The 13791-nt window shown below is 70.4% G+C and carries 13 protein-coding genes; 8 read left to right on the top strand and 5 right to left on the bottom strand.

What is annotated here, in order from left to right; all coding sequences use genetic code 11:
* Positions 1–87 precede the first annotated feature (87 nt).
* From ACFYPG_RS30480 to ACFYPG_RS30465, 4 genes are all read left to right on the top strand, one after another.
* The gene (locus ACFYPG_RS30480; RefSeq protein WP_355009874.1) at positions 88–1335 is read left to right on the top strand and encodes a glycosyltransferase family 4 protein; all 1248 of its coding nucleotides are present in this window, start codon (positions 88–90) and stop codon (positions 1333–1335) included.
* 103 nt (positions 1336–1438) lie between these two features.
* Positions 1439–3217: a DUF4012 domain-containing protein gene (locus ACFYPG_RS30475; RefSeq protein WP_387354649.1), complete on the top strand. Its 1779-nt coding sequence runs from the start codon at positions 1439–1441 to the stop codon at positions 3215–3217.
* A 14-nt stretch (positions 3218–3231) separates the two neighbouring features.
* Entirely contained in the window at positions 3232–3861 is a 630-nt protein-coding gene (locus tag ACFYPG_RS30470; protein ID WP_357208032.1) for a hypothetical protein, read from the top strand.
* Between the two features lie 671 nt (positions 3862–4532).
* Positions 4533–5096 (top strand): hypothetical protein, encoded by a 564-nt coding sequence (locus ACFYPG_RS30465; RefSeq protein ID WP_387354647.1) that lies wholly within the window; start codon positions 4533–4535, stop codon positions 5094–5096.
* Positions 5097–5172: 76 nt separating this feature from the next.
* Here ACFYPG_RS30465 and ACFYPG_RS30460 read toward each other — a convergent pair whose 3' ends face one another.
* On the bottom strand, positions 5173–6612 hold the full coding sequence (locus tag ACFYPG_RS30460) for an MFS transporter (protein ID WP_387354645.1): 1440 nt from the start codon (positions 6610–6612) through the stop codon (positions 5173–5175).
* 85 nt (positions 6613–6697) lie between these two features.
* Entirely contained in the window at positions 6698–6934 is a 237-nt protein-coding gene (locus ACFYPG_RS30455) for a hypothetical protein (protein ID WP_091397890.1), read from the bottom strand.
* A 147-nt stretch (positions 6935–7081) separates the two neighbouring features.
* On the opposite strand from ACFYPG_RS30455, the gene ACFYPG_RS30450 reads away from it, so the two are divergent.
* Both ACFYPG_RS30450 and ACFYPG_RS30445 read left to right on the top strand, forming a co-directional pair.
* Entirely contained in the window at positions 7082–8242 is a 1161-nt protein-coding gene (locus ACFYPG_RS30450) for a geranylgeranyl reductase family protein (protein ID WP_355010278.1), read from the top strand.
* Positions 8243–8326: 84 nt separating this feature from the next.
* Positions 8327–8500, top strand: a complete 174-nt coding sequence (locus tag ACFYPG_RS30445) for a hypothetical protein (protein ID WP_355010277.1) — start codon at positions 8327–8329, stop codon at positions 8498–8500.
* 58 nt (positions 8501–8558) lie between these two features.
* On the opposite strand, the gene ACFYPG_RS30440 is transcribed toward ACFYPG_RS30445, so the two are convergent.
* A complete protein-coding gene (locus tag ACFYPG_RS30440; protein WP_387354642.1) occupies positions 8559–10349 on the bottom strand; it encodes a bifunctional metallophosphatase/5'-nucleotidase in 1791 nt (596 codons plus the stop codon).
* A 186-nt stretch (positions 10350–10535) separates the two neighbouring features.
* Here ACFYPG_RS30440 and ACFYPG_RS30435 point away from each other — a divergent pair, with 186 nt between their 5' ends.
* Entirely contained in the window at positions 10536–11438 is a 903-nt protein-coding gene (locus tag ACFYPG_RS30435; protein WP_387354640.1) for an SDR family oxidoreductase, read from the top strand.
* 101 nt (positions 11439–11539) lie between these two features.
* Here ACFYPG_RS30435 and ACFYPG_RS30430 read toward each other — a convergent pair whose 3' ends face one another.
* Together ACFYPG_RS30430 and ACFYPG_RS30425 are read right to left on the bottom strand one after the other, a co-directional pair.
* Complete coding sequence (locus ACFYPG_RS30430) at positions 11540–12199, bottom strand: nucleotidyl transferase AbiEii/AbiGii toxin family protein (protein WP_357208489.1); 660 nt, start codon at positions 12197–12199, stop codon at positions 11540–11542.
* A complete protein-coding gene (locus ACFYPG_RS30425) occupies positions 12196–12537 on the bottom strand; it encodes a hypothetical protein (protein WP_124770765.1) in 342 nt (113 codons plus the stop codon). Before ACFYPG_RS30425 ends, ACFYPG_RS30430 begins: the two co-directional genes overlap by 4 nt.
* 688 nt (positions 12538–13225) lie before the next feature.
* Here ACFYPG_RS30425 and ACFYPG_RS30420 point away from each other — a divergent pair.
* Positions 13226–13791 (top strand): hypothetical protein (locus tag ACFYPG_RS30420; RefSeq protein ID WP_387354638.1); only part of this gene is annotated, 566 nt, incomplete at its 3' end.

Here is a 13791-nt window from a genome sequence, read left to right as displayed (position 1 = left end):
GTTGTCGGCATCGTACGCGCGCCGCACGCCGGCCGGTCGTGGTGCCGCGCCGGTCGCTGGCGATCCCGGTGGGACGGGGGTGTGTCGGTGAAGATCGGCATCCTGTCGTACCACTTTCCGCCCGAGCCGGCGTTCATCCCGGGGAGCCTCGCCGAGGAGCTGGCCGCGCGTGGGCACGAGGTACGGGTCCTCACCGGCTTTCCGGACTACCCCGGTGGCCACGTCTATCCCGGCTGGCGGCAGCGGTGGCACCACGAGACGCACAGCGAACGGCTGAGCGTCCGACGGGTGCCCCGGTACCCCGGGAGTGCCGCGTCCGCCGGCGGTCGAATGGCCAGTTACCTCTCCTTCGCCGGCAGCGCGGGGCTGGTCGCACGCCGTTTCCTGGGTGACGTGGACGCGCTCTACGTGTTTCAACTGCCGGCAACGACGTTCGCCGCCGCCGCGGTGCTCCGGTTGCTCGGGCGGGTGCCCGCGGTGCTGCACGTGCAGGACGTCTGGACCCGCGACGGCGCGGACGAGGGGGGCGAGGGGCGCTGGGCGGCGCGGATGGGCAGCACGATGACCCGGATCTACCGGACCGCCGCGAGAATCGCGGTCGCGGCGCCGTCGATGCGGGACCTGGTGGTCGCCGCGGGCGCCGACCCGGCCCGGGTCCGGCTGGTGCTGAACTGGACCGACGAGCGGATCTTCTACCCGGCGACACCCGGCGCGGCGGCACGCCAGCTGGTCCGTCGCGACGGTCGGTGCGTGGTGATGCACGCCGGGACCATCGGCGCGCGGCAGGGGCTCGAGACCGCGGTCCGTGCGGCCGCGGCACTGGACCGGACGATGGATCTGGTCCTTGTCGGCTCGGGCGCGGCGGAGCGGCGGGTGCGGGGGCTCGCCGCCGAGCTGGGCGCGGAGAACGTCCGTTTCCTGGAGCGGCGGTCGCCGGTCGACATGCCCGAGCTGTACGCCGCCGCCGACTACCAGCTGGTGATGTCGCGCGACCTTCCGGAGCTGCGCAGCACGGTGCCCGGCAAACTCCAGGCCGCGCTGTCCTGCGCCGCGCCGGTGATCGCCTCCGCCGGTGGGGACACGGCCGAGCTGGTCGAACGGGTTCGAGCCGGGCTGTCCTGCGCACCCGAGGACTGGGCGGCACTGGCCGACCGGTTCTGGTTGGCGGCCACCATTCCGCCGCCGGCGCGCACCGAGATGGGTCGCCGGGGGAGGGCCGCGTACCTGCGCGAGATGTCGCTGCCCGGCGGCGTGGACCAGATCGAGCGGCTGTTGCACGAGGCGGCTGGACGGATCGCCGAGCCCGCCACGGAACCACGAAGAAAGCTCGCTTAAAGGACGATAACTGCATTAACGGCATGAACTTCCCTTGGACGTGCTAAGAACGTCAGGGAATCGACCTTCTGTCCGGTTCCGCGAATGGGAGTTAGGTGTGACGGTGAGCGAACGGCCGATCCGGCGGCGGAGCCGGTCCCGACGTCGTCGGCGGGCCCGACTGCGACGGGCGCTGCTCGGCGCCCTGGTGGTCGGCTCGCTGCTACTGGCGACCGCCGGGTGGGTCGGCTTCCGGGGCTGGCAGGCGCGCACCCACCTGCTCAACGCCGCCGGCCTGGCCCGGGAGTTGAGCGCTCAGATCGTCGGTGGGGACACCGACCGTGCCCTGCGGACGCTCGCCGCCCTCCAGGAGCAGGCCAAGGCGGCCCGCTCGGCAACTGCCGACCCGAGTTGGCGGCTCGGACGGCTGACGCCGATTGCCGGCGACGACCTCGACGCTGTCGCGCAGATCGCCGTCGCCATCGACGAACTGGCCCGGCACGCGTTCCCGACCCTGCTCCGCACGGACCTGGCCAGCCTGGTGCCGACCGGCGGCCGGTTGGACCTCGCGCGGCTCGCCGCCGTCTCGACGGAGCTGACCGGGGTGCACGAGTCGGTGCAACGTACCCGCCAGAACCTGGCGGCGGTGCCAGCCGACAGTCTGGTCAGCCAGATCCGGCAGGCGCTGGGCGACCTGCGCGACGAGATCGACCGTCTGGCCAGCCTCACCACGGCAGCCGACCAGGGCGCCCGTCTCCTCCCGCCGCTGCTCGGAGTCAACGGCCCACGCCGCTACCTGCTCGTCTCGCAGAACCTCGCCGAGTTGCGTGCCACCGGCGGCATGTTCGGCGCCTACGCGATGATCGAGGCAGAGAACGGCAAGGTGCAGATGGGCAAGCAGGGCAGCACCTCCTCGCTCGGTCGGTTCACCCCGGCGCTGAAGGTGCCCGCCGAGACCCGGGCCCTCTGGACGGACCTGCCCGGCATCTACCCCGCCGACGTCAACCTGTCCCCGCACTTCCCGACCGCCGCCGCGCTGTACCGCGAGATGTTCCGGCGCAAGACCGGCACCACTGTCGACGGCGTGCTCGCCGTCGACCCGGTGGTGCTGTCCTACCTGCTCAAGGCGACAGGTCCGGTGCTGGTGCCCGGCGGTGTCCCGCTCGCCAGCGAGAAGGTGGTGCAGACCCTGCTCAACGACAGCTATCAGCGCCTCGACGTCAAACAGCAGGACGAGTTCTTCGCGGCGTCGGCGTCAGCGGTGTTCGACTCCTTTTTCAAGAAGAATGTCAACCCTCGGGTGTTGTTGTCCGCATTTGACCGTGCTATCACTGAACGCCGGATATTGTTCTGGAGTGCCCGACCTGAGGAACAGCGGACATTCGGCGAGAGCCGGATGGCCGGGACGCTTCCGGAACAGGACACCGTGCCGACCGTCGGCGTGTTCCTCAACGACGGCAGCGGCGCGAAGCTCGGCTACTACCTGCGGCCGACGGCGAACCTCACGGTCGGCGAATGCCGGTCGGACGGTCGCCGTGAGCTCCGGCTACGGGTGACCCTGCGCTCGACGGCGCCGAAGTCCGGACTTAGCAAATCCGTGCTCGGCCTCGGCCTGGCCGGCGATCCGTACACCGCCCGAACGTTGGTGTCGATCTTCAGCCCGGCTGGTGGAGCGGTGCTGGAGGCCCGACTGGACGGGGCCGAGACGGCGCTTGGCAGCGGCACTGAACGCCGCCGCCACGTGGCCACGGCCAGCGTCGACGTCGGCCCCGGCGCCGAGAGGGCGCTGGAGGTCACCGTGCTGACGGCCAAGACCGGCGTCGGGCAGGCCGAGCTGTGGCTGACCCCCACCGCCAGCCCCTGGACCACCCAAGTTCATTCCGCACCAAGCTGTGATCAGTAGGAGGGAACCAAATCATGCGGCTATCCCGCATCATCATGGCGCTCACGGTCGGCCTGGCCGTGGTGGCTGTGCCGACGGCAGCGGGGGCGGCAGCGCCGCAGCCGCAGCCCACCGCGACGACAGACCCGCCGCAACCGCCGCCGTACCCGCCGACCGCCGCGTCGCTGACCGTCAACCGTCCGACGATCTACCTCGGCGAGACGGTGGTGCTGACCGGCACCAACTTCGGCCCGAACGAGACCGTCGACATCAACGTGACGGTCACTCCGCAGGCCGCTCCGGCCGGCGGCGCGGCTCCGGCTCGCCGCAGCGACGGCAGCACCGTGGCCATGGCACCGGTGGCCTACCAGGCGAGCGCTCCCCTGCACTTCACGGCCTACACCAACGGTCAGGGCCGCTTCACCAAGAGCTACAAGCCGTCGGTGACGGGTCTGCTGACCTTCACCGCCACGGGCCGGGAGTCTGGCCGTACCGCCAGCACCGAGCTGCGCGTGCTGCACAAGAAGCAGCCGCTGCCCGTCACGGGTGACAGCATCGGCACGCCCATGAAGCTCGGCGGCGGCCTGGTCGGCGCCGGAGCGGTGATGTTGCTGCTGACCCTGGCCTGGCGTCGCCGCCAGCGCTTCGGTGGTGCGGCGCACTAGTTCACACCACCGGGCTGCGCCCGGACAGCACCGAAGCTGGCGCCCGTCGGAACTCCGACGGGCGCCAGCCTATCCGTTTCGTCGGTTTCATGCGGTCAGCCCTTCCCTGATCCACTCGCGTTCCTTGATATCGCCATGTCCTGCCGTCCGGGATGCCCCGGTTTCCGTGAACCCGAGTGGATCACGCGCGTGAGGGCAGGTTGGACCACTGTCGTGTCGATCTGGCGTGGGTGGTTTGTCCGATGGCAGGTGGTCTGGGGGTGTGACCGGGTGCACCGGTGGGCTGGAATCATGGCCGGGGCGGGGTCGTTACATACCCTGACGATCGCAGTACCACCGGCTCGCCGCCCGACCTTTGAGGGCGGGTCGCGCAGGTGGGAATGGCAGCCTCCACCCGGTCGTTACAACCCCCCACGACCGCTGGCACCGCCTCGATGAGGGTGCCGATGGATGGGCCACCCCGGAATGACCCCGGCCCGGCGGTCGTTACACAGGGTCCCGGCGCCACGAGCCCCCCCCCGCTCGCCAGGCCGCCGACTCCGACGCCCGATCAGGCGTCACCCCTCAGACTTTTCCCCTTTGTAAGTGCAGCGCCGGACGAGGTGCTCACACCCTGCCGCCGCCCCCCTTTTGGCGGTCGGGGTGTCCTACCCCCGAAGGAGCTACCCCTCATGAACACGATCTTGCGTAAGAGCGTCCTGTCTGTTGCTGGTCTCGCGTTCGCCGGTGGTGTGTTCGCCGGTCCGATCGCCGCCCATGCCGCCAGCCCGGCCGTGGACGCCAAGCCCGTCGCGGTGGCCGTCCAATCCGCGCCGAAGCCGCAGGGTGACCAGTCCCACATCAGCCTCAACGACGAGCAGACCGCCAACGTGAAGGCGATCATCGCCGCGACGAAGAAGGCCGGTCTGCCGGAGCGGGCCGCGGTCATCTCGATCGCGACGAGCCTGCAGGAGTCCAAGCTGGAGAACCTCGGCCACCTCGGCGACGCCAACGACCACGACTCGCTGGGCCTGTTCCAGCAGCGCCCGACCAGTGGTTGGGGCACACCCGAGCAGATCACTGACCCCGAGTACTCCACCACCGCGTTCCTCAAGGGCCTCAAGCAGGTCGACGGGTGGCAGGACATGGCGCTGACCGACGCCGCGCAGACCGTGCAGGTCTCGGCCTACCCGGACGCCTACGCCCAGTGGGAGCAGCAGGCCACCGACCTGGTCGGCCAGTACTGGAACAGCTGACCCGCACCACCGCACGACAGCATCGGCCGCTGGCCGGCACCCGCAACCCGGGGTGCCGGCCAGCGGCGTACGCCGGTCAGCTCTTGTGGTTGTGGGTTCGCCAGATATCGATCAGCGCAGCGATCAACGCGAGGGCGATGATGCCGGTGGCGAGCATGAGGGACTGTTCGAAGGCGTCGGTCCAGTGCCCTCGGCTGTCGGCCAACGTGGAGAAGAACAGCGAGCCGACGGCGGCGATGCCGGCGGCGGCGCCGATCCGCTGGCCGGTCTGGAGCATGCCGGCGCCGCTGCCCGACTGCTCGACGGGCACCTCGGAGAGGGTGATCGTCTGGTTGGGGGCGATCACCAGCCCGCTGCCGATGCCGGCGACGAGCAGTGGGCCGGCGGTGACCCAGGGAGCGGGGGCGTCCGGGAAGAGGCGCAGTGCGATCACCGTGGCGGCCAGTCCGACCACCACGGTGAGCAGTCCGATGGCGACCAGGGGTCGGCCGAAGCGGTTGACGATGCGGCCACCGAGCACGGCGGCGGCCGCGGAGCCCAGGGCGAACGGGGTGATGGCCAGGCCGGCGACGAGGGCGCTGTAGCCCAGCCCCATCTGCAGGAACAGGGTGAAGATGAAGAAGATCGCGGTGAAGCCCCCGAAGTAGACGAGCGCCAGGACCGAGCCCAGCGTGTACGACTGGAAGCTGAACAGTCGGAGGTCGAACAGGGGTTGATGGTGGCGTGCGTAGCGTCGTTCCCAGAGCCCGAAGGCGACCAGCACCGCCAGGCCAACCGGGATGAGGGCCCACTTCCACGGGGTCCGCCACTGCTGCTCCTGCACGAGTGGCAGGAGGACCAGGACGACACCGACGCCGAGCAGCAGGACCCCGAAGGGGTCGAGTCGATGCCAGCCGGGTTGACCGGTGGGGCGGCCGGGCAGCAACCGCCAGCCGAGGATCACCGCGAGGACACCGACGGGCACGTTGACGAAGAAGACCCAGCGCCAGCCGTGGTCCTCGCCGCCGACGGCGATGAGCAGCCCACCGAGCAGCGGCCCGACGGCGGTCGAGATGCCGATGGTGGCGCCGAGGATCCCGAACGGGCGGGCGCGTTCGGGCCCGCGGAACAGTTGCTGGATCAGCCCGATGACCTGCGGGTTGACGATGCCGGCGGCGGCGCCCTGCAACAGTCGGGCGATGACCAGCCAGGTCGGGGAGGTGGCGAGGCCGGCGAGCGCGCTGGTGACGGTGAACAGCGCGATGCCGAAGACGAAGGCGTTGCGCCGGCCACGGGCGTCGCCGAAGCGGCCGGCGGGCACCAGCGCCAGGCCGAAGGTGAGCGCGTACCCGGAGAGAATCCACTGCAGGTCGCTCGACGACGCGTGCAGCGCCCGGTCGATGGAGGGCACGGCCACGTTGACGATGCTCACGTCGAGCAGCGTCATGAAGGCGGCGACGAGTCCGACGCCGACGGCCTGCCAGCGCCGTCGGTTCTCGGCCGCCGTCACCGGCTGCGGCGTCTGCGCCGCGCTCATCGCGCCCCCCGTCGACCCTCGGTCACGCATGGTTGACCGCTACCCGGGTCTTCGGGGGGCGAACCGTGCCAGCTGGCTCCGCGGGTCACGCCATCTGGCGGGCGCAGAACCGGGGACCGAAGTCGAGGCCGGCCATCGGCGAGTCCTCGCGGTGCAGCAGGCCCTTCTCGGTGAGCAGGTGCAGAGGGCTGCCCACCTGCTCCGCGGTGAGCCCGGATTCCTCGGCGATCAGGTCCGGGTAGGGCACCTGCCCGCGTGCCTCGAGGGTGGTGACCGCCTGGTACACCCGTTGCTCGGCCTCCGACAGTTGCACCTGCTGCATGGTTCCTCCTCTGTTCGTCCGCCACTGCGGTGGCGGTTGCCGTGCGCCGTTTACCCCCTCGGTGCCCGAAGATGCACACCCGATCGGGCGGTCGCGACGGCGGGCGGGTCCGGCGGGCGGGCCGGGGAGGTGCCCTAGGCTGCTTTCGTGATCGTTTGGGATCTCGTCGTCGTTGGCGCTGGCCCCGCGGGGCTGTCCGCGGCGCACGCCGCTGCCCGTGCTGGCGTCTCCACCCTTGTCGTCGAGCGAGCCGTACACCCGCGGTACAAGACCTGCGGGGGTGGCCTGATCGGCACCTCACTCGCGGCCGTCCAGGATCGGATCGAGGTGCCCGCGCACGACCGGGTGGACCGGGTGACGTTCACCCGCGACGGCCGTCGGGAGTTCACCCGCCGCAACGGCAGCCCGGTGGTGACGATGGTGCGCCGCGAGGAGTTCGACGACCGGCTGCGCGCGGCGGCGGTCGCCGCTGGCGCGCAGCTGCGGGAGCGGGTCGCGGTCCGCGCTATCGAGCAGGACCCCGAGGGGGTACGCCTGCGGCTGGCCGACGGTACGACGATCGCGGCTCGTGCCGTCATCGGGGCGGACGGCTCGTCAGGGGTGACCGGGCGGCACGTGGGGGTTCGGTACCGGCAGGTGGATCTGGGTCTGGAGCTGGAGATTCCGGTGCCGCCGGTCGAGCAGGAGCGGTGGCGGGGCCGGCTGCTGTTGGACTGGGGCGACATGCCGGGCTCGTACGCCTGGGTCTTTCCCAAGGGCGACCGGTTGACCGTCGGCGTGATCGCCGCGCGGGGGGCGGGGGAGGGGACCCGTGAGTACCTGCGGCGGTTCGTCGACCGGTTGGGTCTGACCGGGTTGCCGGCGGAGCACGACTCCGGTCACCTGACTCGTTGTCGGGCGGAGGATTCACCGTTGCGCAACGGCCGGGTGCTGGTCGTGGGGGATGCGGCGGGGTTGCTGGAGCCGTGGAGCCGGGAGGGCATCAGCTTCGCGTTGCGCTCAGGCGAGTTGGCCGGAGCTGCGGTCGCGGATGGTGACCTGGCCGGGTACGAGCGGACGGTGGCCGAGCGTCTGCTGCCGGAGATGCGGGCGGGTTTCCGGCTGCTCGACGTGTTCACCCGTCGCCCGGACGTGTTCCACGCCCTGTTGGCGACCCCGCCGGGCTGGCGGATGTTCGTGCAGTTCTGCCAGGGGCGGGCGAGCTTCGACGAGATGTTGAGCCGCCGGCCGATCCGGGCGGCGCTCGCGGTGCTCGACCGGTTGTCCCATTCGTCGCGCCAGGCCACCACCGCTCACCCAGGATCCTAGGATGCCTTAGAGGGTGTGCGTCCGGCTACTGGTGTCGACCGGCGGGGCCGCCGGACAATCACAGCGGAGCAGGGGGAGGCGCTGATGACCGAGCAACAGTTCACCGACGACGAGTACGCGTTTCTGCGCCACGCGCGGTTCGGGGAGTTGCCGCCCGCCGTCCGTCCCGACGAGCGGGTGGCCCTGACCGAGACCGATCCCGGGCGCGACCGGCCGGAGGAGTCCGAGGACCCGATCCGCTGGAACGTGCAGGGCTGAGAACGCGCGACGGGCCGCGGGTGTCGCCACCCACGGCCCGTTCCTGATGCGCTGCGGGTCAGAAGACGGGCACGCCCTCGCGTACCAGACGCCAGTTGGGCTGGAAGAAGTCGGCCGGGTCGATCGTCCCCCTGGCCTGCGCCCAGTCGATGAGCAGCTGACGGATCTCCTGCTGCGCGTTGTAGACCTGGGTCTTCACGATGCCGGGGAAGTTGCCACCGCCGCTGCGCCGGTAGTTGTTGACCGCCACCACGAACTGCGCGTTGTCCGCGACCGGGGTGTCGCTGCCGGCCAGCACCAGGCGGGTGATCCGCTGCCCGACCGGCTTGGAGATGTCGATGTCGTAGTCCAGGCCGGAGAAGACGTCGTAGTTGTAGTCCGGCACCGCCGGGTCGCTGATCTGCTCCGGGTCGACCGGGGCACCCGGCGCGACCGTCCGGAAATACTTCGCCGAGTACTCCAGGTAGGCGCGTACCTCGGCGCCGCTGAGCACGACCGCCTCGAGGGTGTTGTCGTACACGTACAGGCCGGCCACGTCGCGGATCTTCACGTCGCCGGCGGGGAAGACGGCGGTCCGGCTGAACGGGGCCGCGATCGACAGCACCGGCAGGTCCGCGTACGCCGTGCCGGCCAGCGCCGCGCCGACCACCTCGGTCTGCACGTGGTTGATGAAGTCCAGGATCGGCGTGTCCTTGTAGCGCGACTCCGCCGCCGACAACTCCACAGTGGACTGCGCAACCACCTGGTTGACGTACGCGATGGTCTTCTGGTGCTGGGCCCGCACGGCGGCGAGCACCTTCGGGTCCTCGACCACCGTGTTGGTGTTCAGCATGGTGGCGGCCTTCTTGGTGATCGCCCACCGGCCACGCTCGCGGGTGAGGGTGAAGTCCATCCGGGTGAGCCGCTGGCCCCACTTCGACGGCTCGGAGAGCAGCACCTGCGTGCCGGTGCGCTCGTTGGTCACGAACCGCTCGACCACCTCGTTGTGCGCGTGACCGAAGAGGATCGCGTCGATCCCCGGCACCTGTTGGGCGATCAGCGCCACCGGGTTCTCGTTCGGCAGCTCGGGGCCGTAGCTGGAGGTGCCGCTGTCACCGCCGTGCGCGGAGATCAGCACGAGGTCCGCGCCGCGGGCCCGCATGATCGGCACCCACTTCGCGGCGGTCGCGATCATATCGTCGAAGCGCAGCTTGCCCTCGACGTTGCCCTTGTCCCAGATGGCCACGCCGGGGTTGGTCAACCCGAGGATGCCGACCCGCAGGGTCGGCGCGGCGAAGCCGAGGGAGACCTTCTTGATGACGTACGGCAGGAAGGCCGGCTTGCCGGTCTTCGCGTTGACGGCGTTCGCGGCGAGCGCCGGGAAGCCGAGCTGACGGATCCACAGGTCCAGCAACGGCAGACCGTAGTTGAACTCGTGGTTGCCCAGGGTCACCGCGTCGTAGTCGATGACATTCATGGCCCGTGCCATCGGGTGCTTCTCCCCGGTGGCGGTGATCGGCTCCTGCTTGGCGTAGTACGTCGCGAGGGGCGTGCCCTGGATCGTGTCGCCGGCGTCGAGTACCAGCGTCGCCTTGCCGCGCCGCTCCCGACGAATCTGGTTGATCAACGTCGCCAGCTTCGCCACGCCGATGTCGTTCTGCTTGCTGTCGTCGTACTCGGCGTCGCGGTAGTAGTCCCAGTTGTAGACGTTGCCGTGCGTGTCCGACGTGCCCAGGAGGGTGAGATCCCAGGTGCGCGGCCGGGCCGCGCCGGCCGCCTGCGCGGGCGCGGCGGCGATCAGCGGGGTGGTCGCCGCGGCCGCCGCGGCGACGAGCACCTGGCGGCGCGACGGGCCGGAGGAAGAGGTCATGACGTGCCTTTCCATGGGGGTGGACGCGCCTCGTGAGCGCCTTGCGCACCCTAACCAGCAGCGGGCACCGCCGCACGACAGCCCTGGTCGTTGCAGCGGTTTCCGCAGGCCGACGCAGGGTAGGGCGGTCAGGGACGGCATTCGCGGGAGACCCCCGCTTCCCGCGCGCAGCGAGGAGAGTTTTCAGTGAGCGAGGACCAGCACACCCAGCAGGACCCGACCAGCCAGTACGGAGGGCAGTCCGGTCAGCCCGCGCAGCAGCAGTCGGCGCCCGGCTCGACCGCGGAGATGAACCCGCGGCCGGACCACGGGGAGGAGTCCTACCGGGGCAGCGGCAAGCTCGACGGCAAGCGGGCGCTCATCACCGGCGGTGACTCGGGGATCGGCCGGGCGGTCGCGATCGCCTTCGCCCGGGAGGGCGCGGACGTGCTCATCTCGTACCTCAGTGAGGAGGAGGACGCCGACGCCCGGGAGACCATCCGGCTGGTCGAGGCCGCCGGCCGGCGGGGCGTCGCGGTACGCGGCGACGTCACCGACGAGGCGCACTGCCAGGAACTGGTCGACCGGGCGGTGCGCGACCTGGGCGGTCTCGACATCCTGGTGAACAACGCGGCGTACCAGATGTCGCAGGACAAGGGGATCCTCGGGATCAGCACCGAGCAGTTGGACCGGGTGTTCAAGACCAACCTGTACGCGATGTTCTGGCTCTGCAAGGCAGCCATTCCGCACCTGGCCGAGGGGTCGGCGATCATCAACACGTCGTCGATCCAGGCGTTCGACCCGTCGCCGCAGTTGCTGGACTACGCCACCACCAAGGCGGGGATCGCCAACTTCACCAAGGCGCTCGCCGCCGACCTGGCCGAGCAGGGCATCCGCGTCAACGCTGTCGCACCGGGCCCGGTGTGGACGCCGTTGATCCCGGCAACCATGCCGGAGGAGAAGGTGAAGCAGTTCGGCACCGACACCCCGGAGGGGCGTCCCGGGCAGCCGGCGGAACTGGCACCCGCGTACGTCTTCTTCGCCTCGCAGGAGTCCAGCTACGTGACCGGCGAGATCCTGGGGGTCACGGGCGGTCGACCGACCAAGTGAACCGCCGTCGGGTGGGCGTCCGCTCGGGATGCCCACCCGACGCTTGTGGCCTGCTCGCGTCGCGTGGCCCGTTGGTGCGGCTCGTTCGTGTGGCCCGCTGGTCAGCGGGGCCAGGCGGCGAAGCGTTGCCGGATCTCGGCGACGTCGACGGCGCCCAGGCCGTACCGGCCGAAACGCTGGTCGGAGAGCCGGTCCAGATAACGGCCGGCGGCGCGCACGTCGTCCGGGTCCAGCGCGGGGTCGACCTGCCGTGCCAGCACCAACAGTTCGGTCACGTCGTAGTGGTCGAGGGCCGCGGCCACGTCGATGAAGTCGCGAACCTCCCGCCGGTTGACCAACGCCGCGATCTTGTTCGCCACCAGGTCACGAACGTCCATCACCGGGCCGAGGTCCATCACTACCGGACTCTGCTGGCGGTCCAACCGGGCGAGGCTGAGCCGGATCTGCCGTCCGTCGCGGCTCACCACGAAGTCCTTCATGTCCTGCTCGTACCCGTCGAACAGTTCGGCCAGCTCACTGTCCGGGTCGGCGTCACTGACGATGAACCCGGCCCGCTCCAGGGCCACCCGCACCCCGGCGGACGCCGCCGCCGCGGCACCCTCCACGTCCGCGAAGAGGTCCACGTCCTCCGTCGGTCGGGCGACCAGCCCGTGCGCCGCCCACGCCACCCCACCACCCAGAACGAACCGGTACGGCCCGGCGGCGGCCAGCGCCACCCGGGCCACCTCCCGGTAGAACTCGTGCAGATGAGGTTCGATCACGCCGCGCGCAGGCCGCGGTGCCGGCTCTCCCACGCCTGGCGTACGCCCCGAGGCAGGTTGAGCAGTCGCCACACCCGACGCAGCGTCCGCCCGTTGATCAGGGCGCGCAGATCCTCGGCTCGAGTGGTCTCGCGAAGCACGTTCTCGTACATCCAGAGCAGCTGGTCCGGGTCGCCGAGGTCGAAGGTGCGCTCGGCGTTCCACATCAGCCGTACCGGCAGTTCCACCACACCTCGGGTGGGGCCGGCAAGCTCGGCGAGGGTCCGTGCCACCACAGCGGGGCGACCCGGGCGGGCCAGAAAGGCCACGCCGGTCGCGGTGGGGGAGACGGCCTGCATGGTGTCAGGGTAACGCCCGCCAGAGCCGGTGTCGCTCAGGTCGATCCGAGCGCGCTGCTCATGCGCGCCGACCTGACCCCGCCCGGCTGCGAAGTCTGTCCGGTTTGTGCGGCCTTTGCACGGTCGGTGCGTTCCTGATCGACTCGGGTTTCCTGATGTCGGGGTGTCCGGGCGTCCGGGATGCCCCGCCTTCCGTGAATCCGAGTGGATCACCCGGAGAGGGCTGGTCCGATGGCGTGGAGCCCGGTTCCGTGTGGGTGGTTTGTCTGTATCTGGGTGTGGCCGGGTGCACTCGCGGGCCGGAATCATGGCCGGGGCGGGGTCGTTACATACTCTGACGACCGCAGTACCACCGGCTCGCCACTCGACCTTTCAAGGTTGGTCGCGCAGGTCGGAATGAGAACCTCCCCCGGTCGTTGCAGTCCGCACGGACGACCGACGGGCACCGCTTAGACGAGGGTGCCGGCAGGTGGGCCAACCCGGAATGACCCCGGCCCGGCGGTCGTTACACAGGGTCCCGGCGCCACGAGCTCCCCCGCTCGCCAGGCCGCCGGCCCTGACGCCCGATTAGGCGTCACCCCTCAGACTTTTCCCCTTTGTAAGTGCAGCGCCGGACGAGGTGCTCACACCCTGCCGCCGTCCCCCTTTTGGCGGTCGGGGTGTCCTACCCCCGAAGGAGCTACCCCTCATGAACACGATCTTGCGTAAGAGCGTCCTGTCTGTTGCTGGTCTCGCGTTCGCCGGTGGTGTGTTCGCCGGTCCGATCGCCGCCCATGCCGCCAGCCCGGCCGTGGACGCCAAGCCCGTCGCGGTGGCCGTGCAGTCGGCCGCGCCGAAGCCGCAGGGTGACCAGTCCCACATCAGCCTCAACGACGAGCAGACCGCCAACGTGAAGGCGATCATCGCCGCGACGAAGAAGGCTGGTCTGCCGGAGCGGGCCGCGGTCATCTCGATCGCGACGAGCCTGCAGGAGTCGAAGCTGGAGAACCTCGGCCACCTCGGCGACGCCAACGACCACGACTCGCTGGGCCTGTTCCAGCAGCGCCCGACCAGTGGTTGGGGCACGCCGGAGCAGATCACCAACCCCGAGTACTCCACCACCGCGTTCCTGAAGGGCCTCAAGCAGGTCGACGGGTGGCAGGACATGGCGCTGACCGACGCGGCGCAGACCGTGCAGGTGTCGGCTTACCCGGACGCCTACGCCCAGTGGGAGCAGCAGGCCGCCGACCTGGTCGGCCAGTACTGGAACAGCTG

Origin of the sequence: Micromonospora sp. NPDC005553 (assembly GCF_042871765.1) — a bacterium.
In the GTDB taxonomy this organism is placed as follows: domain Bacteria; phylum Actinomycetota; class Actinomycetes; order Mycobacteriales; family Micromonosporaceae; genus Micromonospora.
The sequence above is the reverse complement of the archived record's forward strand: the minus strand, read 5'-3'. Positions and strand labels throughout refer to the sequence as shown.

Coding starts and splice junctions, on each gene's coding strand:
- ACFYPG_RS30470 (WP_357208032.1), top strand. CDS start 3,232: ATGCGGCTATCCCGCATCATCATGGCGCTCACGGTCGGCCTGGCCGTG.
- ACFYPG_RS30465 (WP_387354647.1), top strand. CDS start 4,533: ATGAACACGATCTTGCGTAAGAGCGTCCTGTCTGTTGCTGGTCTCGCG.
- ACFYPG_RS30460 (WP_387354645.1), bottom strand. CDS start 6,612: ATGAGCGCGGCGCAGACGCCGCAGCCGGTGACGGCGGCCGAGAACCGA.
- ACFYPG_RS30455 (WP_091397890.1), bottom strand. CDS start 6,934: ATGCAGCAGGTGCAACTGTCGGAGGCCGAGCAACGGGTGTACCAGGCG.
- ACFYPG_RS30445 (WP_355010277.1), top strand. CDS start 8,327: ATGACCGAGCAACAGTTCACCGACGACGAGTACGCGTTTCTGCGCCAC.
- ACFYPG_RS30440 (WP_387354642.1), bottom strand. CDS start 10,349: ATGACCTCTTCCTCCGGCCCGTCGCGCCGCCAGGTGCTCGTCGCCGCG.
- ACFYPG_RS30425 (WP_124770765.1), bottom strand. CDS start 12,537: ATGCAGGCCGTCTCCCCCACCGCGACCGGCGTGGCCTTTCTGGCCCGC.